This window comes from Otoolea muris (assembly GCF_943193115.1).
GTDB lineage: Bacteria > Bacillota > Clostridia > Lachnospirales > Lachnospiraceae > Otoolea > Otoolea muris.
Genome location: NZ_CALPCY010000061.1, coordinates 1 through 20,958 on the forward strand (window position 1 = coordinate 1; position 20,958 = coordinate 20,958).

The 20,958-nt window shown below is 48.1% G+C and carries 20 protein-coding genes; all 20 read right to left on the reverse strand.

The annotated features are described in order from the left end of the window. Window positions 1–230 precede the first annotated feature (230 nt). Window positions 231–1,769 carry an MBOAT family O-acyltransferase gene (locus tag NFS31_RS22725; RefSeq protein ID WP_251500366.1) on the reverse strand — a complete coding sequence of 513 codons (1,539 nt, stop codon included), beginning with the start codon at window positions 1,767–1,769 and terminating at the stop codon, window positions 231–233. After that, window positions 1,766–2,167 carry a VOC family protein gene (locus NFS31_RS22730; protein ID WP_251500369.1) on the reverse strand — a complete coding sequence of 134 codons (402 nt, stop codon included), beginning with the start codon at window positions 2,165–2,167 and terminating at the stop codon, window positions 1,766–1,768. The genes NFS31_RS22725 and NFS31_RS22730 overlap by 4 nt, the downstream gene beginning before the upstream one ends. 6 nt (window positions 2,168–2,173) lie before the next feature. Then, window positions 2,174–2,422, reverse strand: a complete 249-nt coding sequence (locus tag NFS31_RS22735; RefSeq protein ID WP_331482831.1) for an acyl carrier protein — start codon at window positions 2,420–2,422, stop codon at window positions 2,174–2,176. Next, window positions 2,394–4,241, reverse strand: coding sequence for an HAD-IIIC family phosphatase (locus tag NFS31_RS22740; RefSeq protein WP_331482834.1), 1,848 nt, complete (start codon window positions 4,239–4,241; stop codon window positions 2,394–2,396). The genes NFS31_RS22735 and NFS31_RS22740 overlap by 29 nt, the downstream gene beginning before the upstream one ends. Window positions 4,242–4,333: 92 nt before the next feature. After that, window positions 4,334–5,407 carry an SGNH/GDSL hydrolase family protein gene (locus NFS31_RS22745; protein ID WP_251500375.1) on the reverse strand — a complete coding sequence of 358 codons (1,074 nt, stop codon included), beginning with the start codon at window positions 5,405–5,407 and terminating at the stop codon, window positions 4,334–4,336. A 148-nt stretch (window positions 5,408–5,555) separates the two neighbouring features. Then, window positions 5,556–6,155, reverse strand: coding sequence for a GNAT family N-acetyltransferase (locus NFS31_RS22750; protein ID WP_251500378.1), 600 nt, complete (start codon window positions 6,153–6,155; stop codon window positions 5,556–5,558). After that, window positions 6,094–7,290, reverse strand: coding sequence for an acyltransferase family protein (locus NFS31_RS28420; protein WP_416389498.1), 1,197 nt, complete (start codon window positions 7,288–7,290; stop codon window positions 6,094–6,096). The genes NFS31_RS22750 and NFS31_RS28420 overlap by 62 nt, the downstream gene beginning before the upstream one ends. Further along, window positions 7,175–7,621, reverse strand: a complete 447-nt coding sequence (locus tag NFS31_RS22755) for a sugar 3,4-ketoisomerase (RefSeq protein ID WP_331482832.1) — start codon at window positions 7,619–7,621, stop codon at window positions 7,175–7,177. Before NFS31_RS22755 ends, NFS31_RS28420 begins: the two co-directional genes overlap by 116 nt. Beyond that, on the reverse strand, window positions 7,608–8,030 hold the full coding sequence (locus NFS31_RS22760; RefSeq protein ID WP_251500382.1) for a sugar 3,4-ketoisomerase: 423 nt from the start codon (window positions 8,028–8,030) through the stop codon (window positions 7,608–7,610). Before NFS31_RS22760 ends, NFS31_RS22755 begins: the two co-directional genes overlap by 14 nt. 18 nt (window positions 8,031–8,048) lie before the next feature. Next, a complete protein-coding gene (locus NFS31_RS22765; protein WP_251500385.1) occupies window positions 8,049–9,149 on the reverse strand; it encodes a DegT/DnrJ/EryC1/StrS family aminotransferase in 1,101 nt (366 codons plus the stop codon). A gap of 53 nt (window positions 9,150–9,202) precedes the next feature. Continuing rightward, window positions 9,203–10,651 (reverse strand): lipopolysaccharide biosynthesis protein, encoded by a 1,449-nt coding sequence (locus NFS31_RS22770; protein ID WP_251500388.1) that lies wholly within the window; start codon window positions 10,649–10,651, stop codon window positions 9,203–9,205. Window positions 10,652–10,670: 19 nt separating this feature from the next. Beyond that, window positions 10,671–11,759 carry a glycosyltransferase family 2 protein gene (locus NFS31_RS22775; RefSeq protein WP_251500390.1) on the reverse strand — a complete coding sequence of 363 codons (1,089 nt, stop codon included), beginning with the start codon at window positions 11,757–11,759 and terminating at the stop codon, window positions 10,671–10,673. Window positions 11,760–11,791: 32 nt separating this feature from the next. Further along, window positions 11,792–13,087: a hypothetical protein gene (locus NFS31_RS22780; protein ID WP_251500392.1), complete on the reverse strand. Its 1,296-nt coding sequence runs from the start codon at window positions 13,085–13,087 to the stop codon at window positions 11,792–11,794. Between the two features lie 4 nt (window positions 13,088–13,091). Then, window positions 13,092–14,174, reverse strand: coding sequence for a glycosyltransferase (locus tag NFS31_RS22785; RefSeq protein ID WP_251500394.1), 1,083 nt, complete (start codon window positions 14,172–14,174; stop codon window positions 13,092–13,094). 2 nt (window positions 14,175–14,176) lie between these two features. Continuing rightward, entirely contained in the window at window positions 14,177–16,054 is a 1,878-nt protein-coding gene (gene asnB / locus NFS31_RS22790; protein ID WP_251500395.1) for an asparagine synthase (glutamine-hydrolyzing), read from the reverse strand. Between the two features lie 79 nt (window positions 16,055–16,133). Continuing rightward, window positions 16,134–17,273, reverse strand: coding sequence for a glycosyltransferase (locus tag NFS31_RS22795; protein WP_251500397.1), 1,140 nt, complete (start codon window positions 17,271–17,273; stop codon window positions 16,134–16,136). Between the two features lie 91 nt (window positions 17,274–17,364). Then, window positions 17,365–18,339, reverse strand: a complete 975-nt coding sequence (locus NFS31_RS22800) for an SDR family oxidoreductase (protein WP_251500399.1) — start codon at window positions 18,337–18,339, stop codon at window positions 17,365–17,367. Beyond that, on the reverse strand, window positions 18,321–18,467 hold the full coding sequence (locus tag NFS31_RS22805) for a hypothetical protein (protein ID WP_251500400.1): 147 nt from the start codon (window positions 18,465–18,467) through the stop codon (window positions 18,321–18,323). Before NFS31_RS22805 ends, NFS31_RS22800 begins: the two co-directional genes overlap by 19 nt. A gap of 44 nt (window positions 18,468–18,511) precedes the next feature. Next, on the reverse strand, window positions 18,512–19,825 hold the full coding sequence (locus NFS31_RS22810; RefSeq protein WP_251500401.1) for a nucleotide sugar dehydrogenase: 1,314 nt from the start codon (window positions 19,823–19,825) through the stop codon (window positions 18,512–18,514). A 4-nt stretch (window positions 19,826–19,829) separates the two neighbouring features. Further along, window positions 19,830–20,957: a glycosyltransferase gene (locus NFS31_RS22815; protein WP_251500402.1), complete on the reverse strand. Its 1,128-nt coding sequence runs from the start codon at window positions 20,955–20,957 to the stop codon at window positions 19,830–19,832. Between the last annotated feature and the right edge of the window lies 1 nt (window position 20,958).

The following is a 20,958-nucleotide window of genomic DNA, read 5'->3' on the forward strand; positions in this document are numbered from 1 at the left end:
CAGGTTTGTGCCTTTTTTATGGACTAAAGTATTGATTTTTCAAGGTTCAGCACACCAATCGGTGTGGGAAGTTTGAGATAATAAATTTATACGGGAACTCATGAAATGACGTCAAAGAACGATATGCCGCAATGTGATTTAGAAAAATATAAAAATGAGGAGCCGGGACTGGCTCCTGAAACTGTGTAAAGATTCCGGAAGGCGGCAGAACCGCCGCCTCCTCTCCTGTCTCAAAAATTCTGATAAATAAATTCCCCCGCGTCATACCCCGGCCCGTAAAAGCCAAAGATCAGCACAGAAAAAACCAGCATATAATAAACCAGCCAGCGGAATACAAGATTCTGCCCCGCCAGAACGCCCCGCACCGTTTTTCCCTGCGCCTTGAAACGGCTATGCAGAAGCGATACAGCCAGCAATACCCCCAGCGATAACAGGCCCACCGTAAAGTCCTGCGCGTCAAGCCCCAGACGGAGCAGCGACCCATCCGTAAAAATCCAGGGATTAAAAGCCAGTGATGCCTTAAACATTCTCACAGCATCCCCCGCGCTGGACGCCCTGAAAAACACAAAGCCAATGCAGACCAGGAAAAAGGTTCTAAGCCCCTGGAACAACCTCCAGCTCCAGCACTGCGTATTGACCCGCAGCAGGCGGGCTGTCTTTGTAAACACCGGCTCCAGCATCTGCCCGGCTACGATATAAAAACAGTGCAGGAGGCCGGATCCGATAATATATTTCCACGCCCCTCCATGCCACATCCCCACCGTAAACCAGAGAACAAACATCCCCAGATAGGTCGGAACCTTCTTTCCCCTCTTCTTCCCAAGGCGTTTCCTGGCTCTTTCCCCGATCCGGATCCACCATTCCGACTTCAAAACCGGATAGAACACATACTCCTTCATCCACGTCCCAAGCGTGATGTGCCACCGCCTCCAGTATTCCGTCACGGAAGGCGCAAAAAAGGGCGTGTCAAAATTTTCCGCCATACGGATCCCAAGAGCCTGCGAAGCGCCCAGCGCGATATCCATGGCCCCGGAGAAATCCGTGTAGAGCTGGAATGCGAAGCACACGGTTGCAAAGCCGATGTAAAGCCCGGTATACGTCTGATAATCGCCGTATACCGTATTCACCAGCACCGCCATCCGCTCAGAGATGACCAGCTTCTTGAAAAATCCCCAGGCCATCCGCTGGAGCCCGAAGGTTACCTGCCCATAATCAAACCGTTTTTTCCCGTACAGCGTCTTTTCCATATCCTCATAGCGGTTGATCGGCCCTGTCACAAGCTGCGGGAAAAAACAGGAAAAAGCGGCATAGCGCAGGAGATTCCTCTCCGCTTTGCAAGTTCCGCGCGACACATCAATCAGGTATCCCAGAACCTGCAGCGTGTAAAAAGAAAGCCCCAGCGGCGCGGCCAGGGAAATTTCCCGCAGAGGAAGCTCCTGATGAAAAAATCTCCCGGCAATGCGGCCGGTGTAGACAAAAAAATTCAAATATTTATACAAAACCAGGATGCCAAGGTTCAGCGCAAGCGTCCCGTAAAACCACGCCTTTCTTGCGCGTTCCGTCCCGGAAGCCTCCATGCGCACCGCCGCGTACCAGACAGTGGCTGTGGATAGCAGAAGTGAAAAAAGCATCCGCCTCCCGCCGGCAAACCAGCAGAATAACAGGCTGGCCGCGGCAAGAAGCGCGGTGCGCAGGCGATCCGGCGCGAGGTAGTACAGGCAGAGAAGGAACGTGAAAAACAGGAGAAACGAAAAGGACGTAAACGTCATAACCGCCCCTCCCGCCCCAGCAGCTCCACAATCCCCATATCCGGATGAATCAGGAAAGCCACGGTCCCGCCCTGGATGCAGGGCGCATCCAGAGGCTCCTGGATCACACGGTATCCCCCCTGCTCCATTCTCCGGATCTCCTCCCCCAGACTGTCTGTCTCATAGCATAAATGATAAGGCGTATTCTTATACTTTTTCAGCAGCGGGAACAGCGGCGAAGCTTCCCCTTTCGGCTCAACCAGCTCCACCCGGTACGCGCCGTTTCTTAAAAAAGCGATATCCAGCTTCCGCAGGGGGTCAAACGCTGCCTCCTGTTCCACCCAAAATCCCAGCAGGGCAAACTCCCGCCGGGTATCCTGTAAGTTTTTTGTTAAATATCCCACATGATGCAGCTTCATGTTTCTCTATCCAATCCTTCCCAAAATAATATCCGCCATTTCCCCCACATTTTTCATACCCGTCACTTCCCCCATAGTGAACTTGATGCCAAAGCATTTCTCCACCGCCACCACCAGGTTGATGTGCTCCAGGGAGTCCCAGTCATCAATGTCATCCGCTGTTGTAGCGTCGTTTACAGTAATATCCTCATTGTCAAATACATCCCGGAATACGCCGTTCAGTTTTTCATATACGTTTTCCCTTGTCATCTTCATCCTGTTTTTCCTCCACTTTTATCACATGATTTTTTGTTTCATACCCGCCGCACAGGTCAAGCCGCCAGACCGAGTTCCCTGCCTCATCCTCTAATATCTTATCAAAGCCCTGGAGCGCGTAAAAATCCTTTACCATCCTGTTTTTTGCGGTGGGATAATAATATCCGAATACTTCCCGGGCGTCCCGTTCCAGGCATTCTTTTACAAGGGCGTCCATCATAGCAAACTCCATACCGCGCTTCAGCACCCGGCAGCTCATGAGCCACAGGTCGATGTGGAACGATTCTGCGCCTCCATGCGGATTTCCTTCCCCTGCGGCTGCGCTGTCCTTTTCTTCCCTCGCAGCTATACCGGTCTTTCCTCCCCCTGCGGCCTCCCTGTCTGACTTTGGCCCGATATCCTCCGCTTCTCCTTTCCCGAAATGCCCGTATACCACAGACACCACGCCATTATTCCCGAACCGGTCCTCCAGCTTCCCATACAGCGTGATACACCCCGGATCTGCCGCTTTCTCCTCCATTTCGGCCTGGCTGTGCCGCCGGGTGGTCAGGTTAAACTGGTTGCTCTTATTCGTGAGCTGCGCGATCCGCGCCATATAGAGCGGCGAAAAAGGCCGGATCTCCGCCCGCATTTCAAGGGAGCGCAGGTATTCCTCATAGTTGTCAAACCCGGCCTCCTGCTTTTTCCGGGCCGCATTGGCCTCATACATCGCATTCCGCTTTATGTCATCCTGCGAGAATCCCGTCGCCTCAAAGAAGCCGCTGCGGTCCAGGATGCGGATGTACGTCTCAGGCGGTCCCAGCTCCGGAACCGCGGTCTCCGGGGCCCCTGTCCTCACCCGGTGGCGTTCCGCCGGATTATCATCCACAAATACAAGGCTGTCAGTCCCGATATTCAGCTCCTCTGCAATCCGGCGCAGGTTCTCATCCTTGGGCTCCCAGTTGGCCCGGATAACCAGAAAATCCTCCGGCTTTAAAACGCTGTCCGGCCGCCGCAGGCCCGCCAGGGCGTTCTCCTCCTCGTTTTTGGAATCAACGGCCAGGAGGATCCCGATGTCCTTATGCGCCTTTATGTACGCCTGAAACTCGCTGTAGAGCTGCCCTGCGGACGTCTCCTGCCCGATCTCGATCCCCTCCGGCCCGTCGTCGCCGACCACTCCGCCCCAGAGCGTATTGTCCAGATCCAGGACGAGCGCCTTTTTATTCCTCCCGAATATGGACTTCACGATATTCGCCAGGTTAAAGCACAGCGCCGGGATGGCCGGAACCGCGCAGGCGTATTTGTACATATGCCAGTAAAAGGGATCCGACCACTTATCCAGCCCATAGCAGGAGGCCAGATAGCTGATATCCTGAAGATAAAAGTTTTCGTGGGCCGCGGCATAGGCGCAGAACCGGGCGTTTAAGCGTTTTACAAAGTGCAGCCTGCCGTGCGGATCCCATGCGTCGCGGTTTCCCAGGAGGCGGTAATGGGGCGGCTCGAAGTTGTTCTGGATCACGGGGCAGTGATAAACCGTTTCGATCTTCTGCCACATGGCCTCAAAGGGCGCGTATGTCTCCTCCAGGAGGGCGTCAATTTCCTCCTCCGTATTTTTTACGACGGGGAATGCGTTTATATTTCTTGTGCTTGTGTGAATGTAGATGAGATCCGGGCAAAACGCCGTCAGCTCCGGGCTGTCAAACATGACATCCTGGAAATACTGGGCGTAACCGGATTCGTAGAATTCGGGCTGAATGCCGTTGTCCAGAAGAAAAAGCTCCAGAATTTCTATAATGTCATGCGTGGTAGAGCCGCCAAGGACGGCGATGCGTCTGCAGATCCGATTTGTACCCCCCCCCCGGCGCCTTCAGGGCCCTTTTGAGGGACTTTCGCTTTTTGAGAATGAAATCGGGATCGAATGGGTAGTTTAATTCATTCATCGTAGGTTCCTTCCTTTACTTTTGTGTTGATCGTTTCAATCGCTGCGTCAGCCCTTTTCCGCCAGATTTCATAGGATGCGTTCCAGGAACTGTACTCTTCATTCTGCCGCTTATCCTCCAGGTTATAGTGTTCAGATAAGAAGGCTGCCAGATAGCGCGTAAATTTCACCGCGCCGTTTGTATTCATATGGCCGCCGTTGTAGAAATCCCGTGCAAAGTCAATGTCCAGCTCATCATACAGGAGATTAAAATTGATAAACGGGTAGCCGTATTCTTCTTCCACGATTGTCTTCATATAATTAAATTGCTTCTGCGTCTCCTCCTGGATATCCGTGTAAGGATTCACGGTAAACAGCGCAGGGATCCTGTTTTCCCGGCAGTAGTCCAGCAGGTTCCGCAAAACCTCCTCCTGTTCCGGCGGCATGGGTGATGATTCTGTGATATCGGAATAGTCGTGCCATGCATTTGATAAATCGATCACATCATCACGGATTAAATGGCCGCTGTTTTCATCCTTTTTTGAAAAACGGACATAGCCCCAATTCGATTTTGATACGTGTTTCCAGAGGGAATGATATTTTATGATGTCAAAATAATATGGCGTTAAATCTTCCGAAGGTTTTACCGTATTCTTTATCAGGCTGTAGCGGTTAAATGAATACCGCAGGTTATCGGTTACATTTCTCACAAAGGCTTCGTACGTATCTCTCTCGTCAAACGCAGTCTGAGGCGTTGCAAACATTCTGAGCTCAAAAACCACTGCCCGTGGATTCTGCCGTTTCATAGCCTCTTTCAGCAAATAAACCGCATACGCGGGCTGCTGGACATTCGTGGCAAGAGGCCATGAGGTAAAGCCATACTCATCCCAGGCCAGAGCTGCGGACCAGTATGGATGGACAGGGCTGGAGCCAATGTATATGACATCCAGCGTATCCCTGGGCTGATAATAAAATCCGGCAAATCTCTGCTTTATATCGCTTTCACCCCTCAGCATATAGGTGGTTTCTGACAGCAAAGACAGAAACAGCAGCATAAAGCAGATAATTTTTATACTTCTTTTAAACATGCTGAACACTCCTTACATTGTTCACTAATATCAGTAACCATTCTGTTTTTCCATCGAATCCGTTTATTTCCCGCTATCCTTACACTCTCCTCCAGATCCGCCTATCCTCCCAAAATATGAATAGCCGGATTCAGACAGCAGTCTGCTGTTATATCCTTTTTTCCCGATACGCAACAAACCAGGTAAGGGACTCCCCCTGCTTGGCCGTATATCCCCTCCTCGAAACTCCAAAATCCGCTGACTGACTGCCCAGATACATTTTTTCATAGAACCGAATAGCACGGCGGTTTGTTTTTAAAACATTCCAATAAATCATGTTTAGCCCCAACTCCTCCCACCCAATGCGAAAGATTTCTCTCATTCCATACTCAGAAAATCCTTTTCCCATTGCGCAGCTTCTCATGGCAATTGCAAATTCTGCACAGCGTTTCTCTCTGTCAATATTTTTAAGGCTTACTGTCCCCATATAGATATCTCCTTCATCTGCTACTGCAAAATGAAGGCTGTTATCATCCTTATAACTGTTTTCAATGAACCCAATACAATCCTCCAGTGTTTTTAAATGGAATTTTTTCTTAAGCCCTGATGTTACATTTTCATCATGCATCCATTCCAGCATGAATCTGGCATCATTTTTGTGCAATTTCCTAAGATACATTTTCTTATCCGTTTTATCATCCATATATTTAATTTCTTTTCCTCCATTTGCCGGATCCATTCTCTGATGAACTGAATCTGATTTTTCCATTATGATAGACTGCTGACATCGTAACCGCCGCCCCTAACGCCGCAATGTATATATATCTCTTGTCCTCCATTTCCAGCATGGACGATATCTTTAATACATATCGGATACATAACTGATGGATTAGAAACAGTTCAAAGCTGATATTCCCCAGAAAAACAATCCCTCTGTCCTCAAACAAAATTTTCTTCACCCTATTTCCAGGACATTCCAAAACCATACACAATAACAATCCCATTGCCGGAGCCGTCCATGCAGCGGCAGAAAACAACTCGTGACCGCCTTTTAGAGATATTACTGCTGCCAGAACATTGATCCCGAGGATTACGGATGTCACTATATTGATTAACGAAGCCCGGTATTTCACCCTGTTTATTTTTTTTTCAATACAGTACAGCCCCCCCCCGGCAAAAAAATCGAACATTCGGACGATTGGGCAGATATATACAATCCAATGAGCCTCCATTCTTCCGGAAACCGAAAATGCCAGTAAAAACTGTGATAAAAAACCTGTGATGAGAATCATTATAATATAGGTCAGGCATAGCTTTTTCAATATAAAAATGATAAGAGGCGTTACTGCAATAAAAAAAACTGCCAGCGTCAAATACCATGAAACAGAATTAAAGGAGAAATACAGCTCGCGCCTCGGAATCCAGCTCTGCAGTAAACAGGCATTTATTATAAACCCTGTAATTCCTTTCCATCTGTTTCCATAGGTAAACAAAGCCTTATTTAGCGGTAAAGACAAACAAAGCGTCGCTGCATGCAGCGGATAAAATTTTCTTATCTTTTTTCTTAATTCCCCTTTTATCCAGGATAGCCCCAGCTCCTTTTCCCAATTGTTTCTGGCCGCCAGATACCCGCTCAAAATGATAAAAAAGGAAACTCCCATAGCGCCCAGCCATCCTCCTGTGTTTGCCCCGTCCCTATTCTGAATCAGATTACTATGGGAAATCATGATCAGCAGGATTGCAGCGCCCCTTATTCCCTGCAGGGCAAGAATCGTATATGATTCTTCTTTAGAATTTCCCATAACGATTCTCCCGTATATACGCCTCATAATCCCGTATGTATTCATTTGCATCATATTCCCGGCTGGACAGGCACAAAAGAACGCTGCCTTGTGAAAAATCATACATTTCCTTCCATATCATTGGGGGAATATAGAGGCCCGTGCGTGGATCCGGCAGTTCAAATATCTTTTTATCCATCCCGTCATCGACCCGTACTTTTGAGCTTCCATGAACATTGATTAACACAAACTCCGAAATCCGGTTTGCGTGGTTTCCACGGATCACCGAATGGTCGGAAGCATACATATAAAACACACGGCGTATTTTAAATGGAACCGTCTCTATACCCCCCCCCTTACGATTTTCTTCCTGACAGGCCAATTCAATCTGTTTTCCTGCCTCAAACTGAAGATCCTGAAACTGAAGAAGGCGTACCTGCTCAATCCCCATCATAATTCTCTCTTCCTTTCCCCATCTCCCGCTTAAAGGTTTCATAATCACGGATGTAATCCTCTTCCCTGTAAAAATCGGATGCAAGCACTAAAAGCACCGCATCCGGTGAAAAATCATACATCTCCCGCCATATATCATTTGCTATGTAAAGGCCCTCATAGGGTTTTTCCAGGGATACTGTTTTCTTCTCCGCGCCGTTATCAAGAAGTACGCGGCAGCTCCCATGGATGCAAATCAGGATCTGCTCCAGGGAACGGTGCGCATGAAACCCTCTCCTGACTTCTTTTTTCGTGTCATACAGGTAATAAACCCTTTTTATCTCAAAGGGGATATCTTTACATTCCTCCAGCGCCACCAGCATTCCCCTCTCGTCTCCATGCTGCTGGAATACATATTTTACCACATGCATTGTTATCTCCCCTGACTGTTAATCTGCCCGAAACCGGTTTACAACCGTTATCACATAATCCTGTTCTTCCTTTGTAATGCCTGTATAAAGAGGCAGGCTGAGAACCTCGTCTGCATATCGCTCTGTTACAGGGAAACATCCCCTCTGAAACCCCAGATACTGATAGCATTCTGCAAGGTGAGGGGGAACAGGGTAATGAATCTGTGTTTCTATGCCATTTTCCAGCAGGTAAGCTTTTAACGCATCGCGGGCCTCACAGCGGATTACATACTGATGGTATACATGATCCGCTCCTGCCCGGACAGCCGGCTTGACAATCCTGGGATTTCGGATCCCCTCTTCATAATAACGCCCCGCCTGGATCCGCTCTTGTGTCAGCTCCTGCATATGGGACAGCTTTACTGAAAGCAATGCTGCCTGGATTTCATCCAGTCTGGAATTGACACCCTCAATTTCATTAAAATATTTCTTTCTGCTGCCGTAATTGCGGAGCATCCGGATCCGTTCTGCCAGTTCTGCCTGATCCGTTACAATCGCCCCTGCATCCCCAAAGGCCCCCAGATTTTTGGTCGGGTAAAAGCTGAAACAGCCTATATCGCCAAATGTCCCTGTCATCCGGCCTTCAAACGACGCCCCATGGGACTGGGCGCAGTCTTCCAGCAAATACAGGCGGTGTCTTTTTGCGATTTCTCTGACAGCCCCCATTTTGGCCGCCTGTCCATAGAGATGGACTGCCATAATGGCCCTGGTCCGTCCGGTAATGGCTTCTTCTATTTTTGATGCGTCCAGATTGTAATATTCATCCGGCTCCACAAAAACCGGGGAAGCGCCATTTTCTGTTATCCCGAGCACGGTTGCTATATACGTATTTGCAGGGACAATCACTTCGTCCCCTTCTCCTATCCCCAGCGCGCGGACTGCTAATGTCAGGGCATCCTGTCCTGAATTCAGGCCCACACAGTACCCTGCGCCTATATAATCCGAAAATTCCTGTTCAAATCTCTCACCAAATTCGCCTAATATATACCATCCGGACTCTAAAACCCTGATAGCAGCATCTTTATACTCTTTTTGATATCTTTGATATTGACGATCCAAAACATTGGCTTTTACTTTCATCCTGCACTTTCTCCTTTTTCATTCATTTGCTCATTCACATCAAAGAGCTTGCCCTATTGACTATTACGTTTCACGTTATGATCCCTGTCCCATAATCCGGTCACAGATTTTATTTCTTTCCTGAATAAAAAAACAGACATCAGTATTATGATCAAACCTGCTATAGCTGACAAAATCAGTTTCCCTGATACGATCGATTTTCTCCAAACCAATAAAAACATCATTAAACCTACAAACACATATATACATCTCCATGATATGGAAAAAAGCTTCATCTTTGACAGGCATGTAACACAGGTTAATGTACTGACAAAAAAGCCGCATAATGTGGCTAAAGCAGCCCCCTCGATCCCCATAGCAGGGATCAATATACAATTCATACTGATATTGACAATTGCGCCTGATAAAAGCAGCAGAGTCGAGGGCCATGTCTTTTTTATAACCAAAAACTGGTTGGCTCCAATCTGATATAACATTTGGATCAGGGGGGCCATAAACAAATATGGAATTGTTTTTATTGCTTCTGAATAGCGTTCATCAAAGAGAAGGCTGAACGTATAGCCTGAAGCAATTGACAGAAAAATCGTTGAACAAACCTCAATGAAGCTGAGACATTCAAAAATTTTGGAAGTCAGTTCTACCTGATCCATATCTTTCATCGTAGAGAAGGCAAAATACTGCCATCCGCCTGCAAACGCTATGTAAATCAAATTGCCTATTTGGCCAAATTTGGAGCCCACGGCATAAACTCCTGTATAACTCATTCCCAACATCCTGGCAATCATAATTCTGTCGCAGGAATTGAAGATCCAATAAATCAAAAAGCCTGGAAACAACGGAGCGCCGATTTTCAGCAATTCCTTTATATGAATTTTTTTTACTGAATGACCTGAAAACCACTTCCTGTTTAATATCCAAAATATGCATACACTCAGCAAAGAAGAGCACATTCCTCCAACTGGAATCGCATATAAATAGGCTTTTCCGTAAAGAAGGACAAACACCACGGCATAACTGGCTGCTGCTGTTGCCAGGTTAATGATTAAATAAATCTTCTTTTTATTTAACATTCTCGTTGGCGCTGCAATAATATTATTGACCGCATGGGAAAATGCAGAGATACCGCAAATAAAAATCAAATTATCCAAATCAGAATCTCTCAGAACCATACCTGCGATAAACCTCTTAAATCCTATCAAAAGGATGAAAAGAAGCGATGCTGTTATAATGACAAAAAACAATGCGCTCGAACATATCTCCAGCCTGAATATGTCATCCTCTTTATCAAAGAAAAGGCGAAACATCGCATCGTACATACCCATAACCGCAATCGCGCTTGAAAAAGATATAATGGTATTTAAAATATCATTGACACCCATATAATATGGATCTGGTAATAATCTGGTTATGACCGGAAGGAAAATAAATGGAAGAAGTTTCCCTAAAATACCGCTTAATCCATATATTAAAAAATTATCAATTAATAATCGTAGTCTTTTCAATTTATATTTCTCTTTCTCTTTAATATCCCATTGCTCTTTCCGCTATTTTAAAAACATATTCCTGCATGTTTTGAGCATCTGTTAATTTCATTATTTCACTTATTTTACTATCCATTTCCTTCTTCCTTAATTTATATAATATAATTTCTCTATAAGCCTGAATATATCCAAACTTCCACAATTTCTTAAACCGTTCCGGATCTGAAACCCGCATCCGTTCATATCTGGCTGCTATCCGGATAAAAGGATTCCATTCATGCTTTAGCACATAATCTGTCAGGCCTACTTTATCTTGTATAATTCTTGTATTGAATACACCCGCGTTATTGGTCACCTGGCTGTCACTTTTACGGTATAACAGTATCGGCAGGTTTGCATAACGGTATTTAAAATCTTTATACAACTCAAACATTCTAACCTGCCTTGCCTGGTCATCCAAAAGATCAAATTGTTCGCTAAATCTCAAAACCTCTTCTGAAATCAGTTTTTTTCCAATAATGAAACCGTTTAAAACAGGGCAGCGGTACTTCGATATTTGAATTATTTTCTTTTCATTGTAATAGGAACATGCAGCTATGGAATAATACAGTCTTTTGTCCTGTAATATACTGTAATCTTTAAAGAATAGCGGAAGTCCCCCGATAATTTCTTTTTCTTCACATGACAAAATCAATTCTGTCAAATTAATATTTGGCCATAAATCATCGCCGGCTATTACAGCAAAATGGTCTGCTGCAACCCGCCGAAACGCCTGTGCATAATTTTTACATATACCTGCATTTTTGTTTAAATAAGCTTTTACAATATCCGAAAAAATATCTGCATTTTTATATAGCCACTTTTCAATTTTTGCTCTTGTTGAATCTGTCGATGCATCATCTGCAAGGATTAACTGAAAAGTTATATGCGCGCCAAATTTTGTTATCTGATATTTTATGCTTTCTAATGTTTCTAATATAGTCGTTTCCTGATTGTAGGTAATTACTACAATTGAAATATCATACATTATGTTATCTCCTGTTTTATGGGCCATTATCCTGAAGTCTGCATACAACGCAAAAGCATCCGCGAAAAAAGAAGCGGCTGCACCGCTTTGATCGTTTCTCATTCATACCAGTTAAACACCAACTTTACACATTTTTAATACGGTTTCCATTTTCTCTTCATACTCACAGTTCTCCAGAGCCCGCTTTTCTCCAGCATAAAAAGACATGTCATAATCACGGGCAGAGGCGTTTTTCCCAGAAAAGGCTCCTTATACTCACAGACAGCCGCGCCTAAGAAAAGGAACCACAGAACCCATTTGTCTCTTTTTCTCTTTATTTTTAATATCAATGCGATATAAAACCAGTACAGCCCGCCATAATACAACAAAAAGCCCGGAATTCCTAGCGCCGTGTACAAGCGTACATACCCGGAATCATGCAAAACCCGGATTCCCCCGCGGACAATCCCATAAAAGATCCCAGTCCCCCAGAAAGTCTCCGCTGTCAGGGGAGGAATCTCCATCTCTGCAAGCGTAGCAATGGTGCTCCCCTCTCCCATACCCTTTACAAACAGCTCCCCAACCCATTTCACATAGTGTGCTTTCATATAGGATTCCGGCGCAAAAAAAAGGTATCCCGCGATCAGGCCCATCAACACCATCAAAACACACGACATCCACACTGATAAAGCCTTCCTTTTTATAAACAGACAGCCAACCGCCAGGATTAATCCGGCGATCCCCAGATAAAGTCCGGTTCTTCCTATAAAAAAAAGTGAAAACAGCACAAAACAGTATTGAAGCAGCAGCGCATACGGATTTGAACGTGAATCATAAAAGAGAAGGCATAGCGCACAAGCCAGCCCTGCAAAAAAAATCACGGACGCCGTCGCCCCTCCTGTATCAATACAGACTACTCTGACCCCTCTCATTATACCATCCAGAAGCCGCCCGTCGTCTTTGTAAAAATTGTGGTAAATATACAGAGCAAACGCCTTATTTAATTTTCCTATCACTGCAATGACAGACTGAAACAGTGTGATATACCACTGCGCCCTGCAAAACTGCATGGCATCTTTAAAATAATCCGCCAGAAGAAGCGGAAACACGATCGCATACAGCACCAGGAACAAAATTCTGCGCGGAAGAAACCACACTCCCTCAAACGATTCCCCATAAAGTACGCTCCTCAGTCTGTAGATCAAACATGCATATCCAAAAAGAACCGTCATTGAAAGCAGCAGTCCCAATACTTCTCTGGGAAGCTTTATCACTCCTCTCCGCCTGAAAAGACCGTTCAGAAAACAAGCACACAAAACCACAAATGCGATCTTTCTCAGAGACAGCCATCCGTATATCCCAATCTGAAATTCAATTCCAAAAAGAATCAGGCTTTTAATCCAAATATTATCGTACAGCCTGATTCCCATCCGTTTTGTCCGTATATTCATCTCATCACTTCCCTGCTCCGCTGCGTAACGTCTGACTCATATAATCCAGATAAGCGCGGGCAATTACCTCTGCTGACAGCTCTGCTTTAATTTTTTTCGCCTCTCCGGCCATCTTCTCTCTCTTCTCCCTGTTCTCCTGCGCCCACATCATCGCTCCGGCCATTTTCTCCACATCCCCAACCGGAACCAGAAGCCCGTTCTCCCCGGAGCGGATGAATTCCCGGGGGCCAAAGTCGCAGTCCGTTGAAATACAGGGCAGGCCGACCGCCATCGCCTCCAGCAGGGCGTTTGGCATCCCCTCAGAGCGGCTGGAAAACACAAATAAATCATATTCGCACAGCTTCTCCTGCAGATTTTTCGCAAATCCCATAAAACGGAGGCAGGCGTCTGCTCCCAGGCTCTTTGCCATCTCCTCCAGCTCGCCGCGCTTTATTCCGTCGCCATAAATATCAAGCGTCCCCTTACCTCCCTCTCTTCGGTAGAAAGCAAACGCTCTTATCAGGGTCTCAAAATCCTTATCGGAATGCAGCCTGCCCGCTGAGCATATCTTAAAAATAGGGCGTTCTGCCAAAAGACGGCGCTCATAAACAGCCGCTAACGGGTTTTTGATGACCACCGCCTTTTTCCCTGTGGCATGAGGGTAATACCTCTTTGCCCCCTCTGTCTGGAAAATAAAACCGTCGCATAACGGGCTGAGCAGACGGATGAGCGTCCAAAGAGGCCCTTTATGGCTTTCGGGGTTGGCCCGCTCCAATCCAAATACCTTCATCCCGTATGCCCCCGTTTTGGCAGCAAGCGCATATGGTATATTTTTGGCCGTAAAAGCCAATAAAACATCCGGCTTTTCACGGGCCGCTTCTTTTCTGCAGCCTGACACCCTGCTTATAATTCTAATCATGCGGTTTTTGCCTCTCTCCTGAAGCACATGGACCGAAACTGTTTTTTCGATCCAATATGCCTGTCCCTCCGGATGAAACAACCAGAACGCCACATCATTTCCCTCAATGGAAAACTGGTTCGCCAGCGTTGCCGCAACACGCTCCGCGCCGCCTCCCCGCAGAGAATTGATTAAAATAGCAATTTTCATACTTACTCCAAACGCCTTCGGTACCACTCCTCAAACATCAGAATATACCAAATCTGAGGATACCATCTTCCATTCCTGATAAAATTTCCCCAAAGCCCTGAAACATACCGCTCATCCAAAATCCCCTGCTCTTTGATATCCCTCTCATTCATCAGGCTCTCCGCCCACGGCCTCAGCTCTCCCTCCCTGATCCATTGATCCACCGGAATCGAAAATCCCTTTTTCTTGCGTTCCATCATTTGTTCCGGCACGTAGCGGAACAGTACCTTTTTCAGCACCCTCTTTTCGATATTATCAGAATACTTATAGCAAAGCGGCAATGTCCAGACAAACTCCACCAGATCCCTGTCCAGAAAAGGAATCCTGCTCTCCAGGGATACCGCCATGCCGGCCCGGTCGACCTTTACCAGTATATCGTCCGGATGGTACATCTGCAGATCCATCAGCATATAATCCTCCGGAAGCTCTTTCATAAAGCCTTCCGGATACTGCGTCAGGCGGTATTCCGGAAAATCCGCGCCTTTTACCATCTGCCCCGCCATCCACCGAAAGCCCGTCGCCAATTCATAAAGCTGTATACCGCTGCGCGCGGGAAAATACCGTTTTGCCGTTTCCAGCTTACGCCATCTGCCGCCCGTAGGGCCGCCTGCCGCCTGCACGGCCGCAATCCGTAAAGGCCGGGGAATCCGGTTTATCAATTTCCAGTGCCTCTCTAACCGGTTATATCTCGGATAACCGCAGAACAGCTCGTCTCCCCCGTCCCCGCTCAGGGAAACTGTCACGGATCGCTTTGCCAGTTCACTCACCAGATAGGTGGGGATCTGGGAAGAGTCGGCAAACGGCTCCCCATACATACCCGCCAGCTTTGGAATCACCTCCTGGGCCTCCCTGTCCGATATGTACCGCTGCGTATGCTCCGTTCCCAGATAGTTTGCTGTCTCCTTTGCATAGACTGCCTCGTTGTAATCCGCATTCTCAAATCCGATTGTAAAAGTCCTGATTTTATTCGTGTTTAAAGACTGCATGACAGCCGCCACCGCCGTGCTGTCAATACCGCCTGACAGGAACGCCCCAACCGGCACATCCGCCCTCATCTGGCCTTTAACAGACTCTTTCAGCAAACGCTCCAGCTCGTCCGCCGCTTCCTCCTCCGAGCCTCTGAACGGATTTTCCCTCCCCCTTCTGGCGATCTCCATGACATCCCAGTATTTACAGCTTTTTACGCCTGTAAACGGGTATTCCAGCTCCAGGATGGTCCCGGCTTCCAGCTTTTTGATATTTTTATAGATCGTAAATGGAGACGGTATATAGCCATGCCCGAAATACAGGGCAAGCGCTTCCCGATCCAGTTCCTCCTTAAAATACAGATTCCGGCGTATCACGGCAATATCAGAGGCAAAGACAAACTGACTGCCCATAAATCCGTAATACAGCGGTTTCTCCCCAATTCGGTCCCGGCCCAAAAACAGCTTCTGGTCCCGCCGGTCGTACAGGGCGAACGCAAACATGCCCTTTATCTGCTTTAAAACAGCTTCCACCCCATATGCCTCAAACGCCTCCAAAAGAACCTCCGTATCCGATGTTCCTCTAAACGCGCTGATTTTCTTTTCATCTGACAGCTTTTTCTGAAGCGTCAGATAATTATAAAGCTCTCCGTTGAGCACGATCACAAACCGCCCGCTGGCAGACATCATCGGCTGCGCCCCTGCCGGGGATAAGTCAAGGATAGACAGCCGTCTGTGCCCCAGCACCACGGTCTTATCCTCACTGGCCCATACTCCGCCAGCATCAGGGCCCCTGTGCAGCATCCTGTCATTCATTCGGTTTATATTTTCCTTCCAGCGTTCGGGCATATTACAAAAGCCTGCAATTCCACACATGTTGCATTCTCCTCAAAGCTTATTTCCGGTAAATATACGATCTGTTTTGCCGTATTTTATCACTTGTTTTCATTTTGTTTTATCCTTCTCGCCCGTCAATTCCCGCTTTACCTGATATCGCCAGAATAACCTCCATCCACTTTCCTGCGATCATCTCTGGCTCTACCTTGCTTCTCAGCTTTTTTGCCTCAAAACTGAATTTCCTTCTTAATCCTTCATCAGAAATCAGGGCAGCTGTATCTTCTTCAAATTTCAACTCATTGTCAGTATCCACCAGAAGCCCGTTCTCCCCATCCCGAATCAGCAAATCTGCTCCCCCTCCCTCAAAGCGTGTACTTATACAGGGAATTCCCAGGCACATTGCTTCTATGAGAGCATTAGGGATACCCTCATATCTGCTTGCAAAAAGAAAAATATCAATCCTTTTCATCTCTTCTAAAATATTTCTGCTTACTCCCGGAAACTCCACCCTGTCTCTTACGTCCAGCTCCTCTGATAATTTTATCAATGCCTCCTTCTGGCTCCCATCTCCCCATATAACAAGCCGCAGCCCGGGAACATCATTCTTTAAATTAGCCATAAGCCTGATAAGCATCGAAAAATTTTTGGATTCCTCCAGCCTTCCCACTGAGCCGAGGATCAATGCCTTATCCCGAATCGTATACTCAGGGATCTCATCCACCGGAATCTGAAATGGATTCATAATAATATACGAATTCCCTTTATTCCGGATCCCAAAATACTCCATTTGTTCTTTTGTCTGGTAGACAACCGCGTCTGCTCTGGAATATGCCCATTTACACAACCGATTCAATCCAACTGCCCCTACCATGTTCTTTCCCGGAAATGAGCGCTCCGAAGCGATAACCGGAATCCCCGCCATTTTTCCCAGAAAAACAGCCTGAACATTAATATAATTTTGAAAACTTATCAGAATATCCGGGCGATGTGATTTTAACAGCGAAAGGATGCGTCGAAACTGCCTGCCCTTTCGTACCGGAAAGCATCCCCTTTCTCCTCCGATATAAATAACCTCAATTTTCCTGTCGAGTTCATATCCCACCTGCTTTTTGCCTCTTCCCATGCACAGAATTTTCACATGATAACCCTGTCTGGCAAATATATTGGCCAGTGTGGCAATTACCCTCTCTGCGCCTCCCGTACACATACCGCCTGTCAAAAAACACAGGGATAAACAATTCTGACTGTCGTTTTCCATCTTTTTATTCACTCCGTTTTCATGAGCATCGTCTCTGCTCCCGTCGGTCTATTTGATTGAATATCTGGAGCACTCTCATAGGAGTTTCCATCTATATATTCTCCTTATACCACGCAATCGCCGCCCCAATCCCCCTCTCAAAGCTCCACTCCGGATCATAGCCAAGCATACTTCTGGCCTTCGATATATCCGCATTGCTGTGCCGGATATCCCCGGCGCGTTCCGGCCCAAATACCGGCTCTGTATCCTTCCCAAGCGCCTTTGCCAGATGACGGTAAATATCGAGCAGGTATTCCCTTCCGCCGTACGCCACGTTAAACGCCTGCCCCGCCGCCTCTGACGGGGCCAGGCAGGCCCTTAAGTTCGCCTCGATCACGTTTTCGATATACGTAAAATCCCGGCTCTGCCTCCCGTCCCCGTTGATCACCGGCCGCTCGTCATTCAGTAGCTGGCGGATGAATTTCGGTATCACGGCCGCATAAGCCCCGTCCGGATCCTGCCTCCTGCCGAATACGTTGAAATACCGGAGCCCGTACGTGTCGAGCCCGTAAAGCGTCTTATAGAGCCTTCCATACTCCTCATCCACCCGCTTGGTCAAAGCATACGGGGAAAGCAGCGTTCCCTCCTGCCCTTCCTTTTTGGGAAGCTGCGGGTGATCGCCGTAAACCGAGGAACTGGAGGCGTACACAAACTTTTTCACCCCCTGCTTCCTCGCCGCCTCCATCATGTTCAGCGCGCCGCCTATATTCACCTTTTCGTAATACTGCGGCATCTCAATGCTCCTGGGCACGCTTCCCCACGCCGCCTGGTGCAGTACATAACGGACTCCCTCACACGCCTTCCCGCATGTCTCCGGATCTGTAATATCGCCCTCCAGGAAGGCGTAATTCCTGTGTCCCCGGAACATCTCGACATGCTCCCTTTTTCCGGTTGACAGGTTGTCCAGGCAGCGCACCCGGTATCCCATCTCCAATATCGCCTCACAAAGATTGGAACCGATAAAGCCCGCCCCGCCTGTGACCAGAAAAAGGGCGTCCTTTTCAAATTTTAAATCCCTGTATCCCATTGTTTTTTCATCTTCCTTCCGTCTGAGTTGGTATACGCGGCCTCTGCTTTTTCGCCGCTTTGCGCCTCTTTCGCGGCTGGCTCTGCTTTTTTCGCCTGCCAGTCTCCCGTTTCCCTGTGTACTGCCACTCCTCCTGTTTACTACCGTCTCCTGCTGTGCCTTTATATCCCGCTTACAGCCTCCAGTACAGATATCCTGCCTCCTCAAACTTCTCACGATCCAGCATCCCTTTTATATCAGCCAGCACCCGGCGGGCGGCTTCCTTTTTATAGAATCCTTTCAGCGTATCCGGGGATAATTTCTCAAATTCCTTATGTGAAACAGCCAGTATCACCGCGTCCACATCCCTGATCTCCTCCATTTCCACAAAGGAAATCCCATATAACCGCTCCGCCTCCGCCGCGTCGGCCTGCGGATCCGCGATCAGCGGCTCGATCCCGTATTCCCTCAGTTCCTTTACGATATCAATAACCTTCGTGTTGCGCGTATCCGGGCAGTTCTCCTTGAAGGTGAAGCCTAAGACAGCCACTCCGGCGTTTTTAACCGGGATATCCGCCCGGATCAGGCTCTTGATCAGACTTTCCGCCACATATTTCCCCATATCGTCATTGATCCGGCGGCCGGACAGGATGATCTGGGAGTGGTAGCCAAGCTGCTCGGCCCGGTATGTAAGATAATACGGATCCACGCCGATACAGTGCCCGCCCACAAGGCCCGGGCGGAAGTTCAGGAAATTCCATTTCGTCCCCGCCGCTTCCAGCACGGCCTTTGTGTCAATCCCCATCCTGTTGAAAATGATGGAGAGCTCGTTCATAAAGGCAATGTTAATATCCCGCTGGGAGTTTTCGATCACCTTGGCCGCTTCCGCCACCCGGATGCTCCCCGCCCGGTGCACCCCGGCTTTTACCACAAGCCCGTACACCCCGGCGATCTCCTCCAGCGTCTCCCTGTCCATACCGGATACGATTTTTACGATGGTTTCCAGGCGGTGTACCTTATCTCCCGGGTTGATCCGCTCCGGCGAATAGCCGATCTTAAAATCCATGCCGCACTTAAGCCCTGATTCCTTTTCCAAAATGGGGACGCAGATCTCTTCTGTGACGCCCGGGTAGACGGTTGACTCATAGACCACAATGCTCCCTTTAGTCAGATTCCGCCCCAAGATGCGGCTCGCCCCTTCCACAGGCCCCAGATCCGGCGTGTGATCCTCCCTGACCGGAGTCGGGACTGCCACGATGTGGAATTTCGCTTCCTTAAGCCTCGTTTCATCCGCGGTAAATTCCACGCTGCAGCCTGCGACGCCCTCATCCCCTACCTCATGCGTGGGGTCAACCCCGCGCAGGTAGCACGCAATCTTCTCCTCATTAATATCAAAACCGATCACGTCCGCCTGTTCTGAAAAGGCGACCGCGATCGGCATGCCCACATACCCAAGCCCGACCAGGCTGATTTTCTCTTCCCGGCGCACAATTTTTTCATAAAGCATTGTTTTATCTCCCTGCCTGTTCATAAAATTCCGTTAATTCCTGTGTCAGTGTCTCTATATCAAAGCCGGCGTCCCGCATCTCCTGATACGTATCGCGCCGCTTTACATCCAGCGCTTTTTCAATCTCCCTGCCCCAGGCGTCGGCCCCGGCCCGCAGGGGCAGCCGCCTCGTTGATTTAAGAATCTTTACCTCCTCCGTGACGGAATCCGAAACGATGCATGGCAGCCCCGCCGCCTGGGCCTCCAGCACCGCGCCCGGAAGGCCCTCGTAAATAGATGGGAAACAAAAAACATCCGCTCCCTGCAGAAGAACCGGCACATCCTCCCTGCTGCCCAATATGCGCACATGCTTTTCCAAATGCCGCTGCTTCGTCTGATCCTTCGTTTTCTTTTGAATTCCCATCCCGGTTTCTCCCCCAACCAATACCAGCATCCAGGAACTGTCCTTCCGGACAAGACACTCTATCATATCCAGTAAAAACATATGGTTCTTTGGAGGTGTAAAGTTTCCCACATGAATCAATATGTTCCGGCCTCCCCATCCCATTTCCGCCCGGCATGTTTCACGGATTTGAGGTGAAAATGTATACGCCCTGCAGTAAATCGCGTTTTTCCATATCTGAACCCTTCCCTGACGCAGGTTTTTCTCCCCGAATAGCCACTGGCCCGCTTTTCGGGATACCGCAAAATAATGCGTCGCGTACCGCCTTGCCGGCAGGCGGATCACATTTTTCACACAATCCGCAACGGACCGGCCTGTGATAGCTGTCCTGGAATGCGCGATCCGCACCGGTACGCCGGCCAAGCTGGCTCCCCAGCAAAAAACCGAACACCATGCGTCCTGATGGGCATGTACAATCCGGTATTCCGGATGCCGCAGCAGAAATCTCTTAAAATAATGTACATACCAGAGCATATTTCCAGCGCGCAGCGGCGGATTATAATACACCGTTCCCCCTGCCCTGATAATTTCGTCGTCAAATACGCCTTTGTCCTCCCTGTATGTATAGACATCCATACAGACCTTTGTGTAGTCAAGCTGCCGGATAATATCCATCAGCCGGCTTTCCAGACCGCCCCGGTTCATCTGGCATACGACTGCCAGTACCTTTACTGCTTTTTTCTCTTCCATT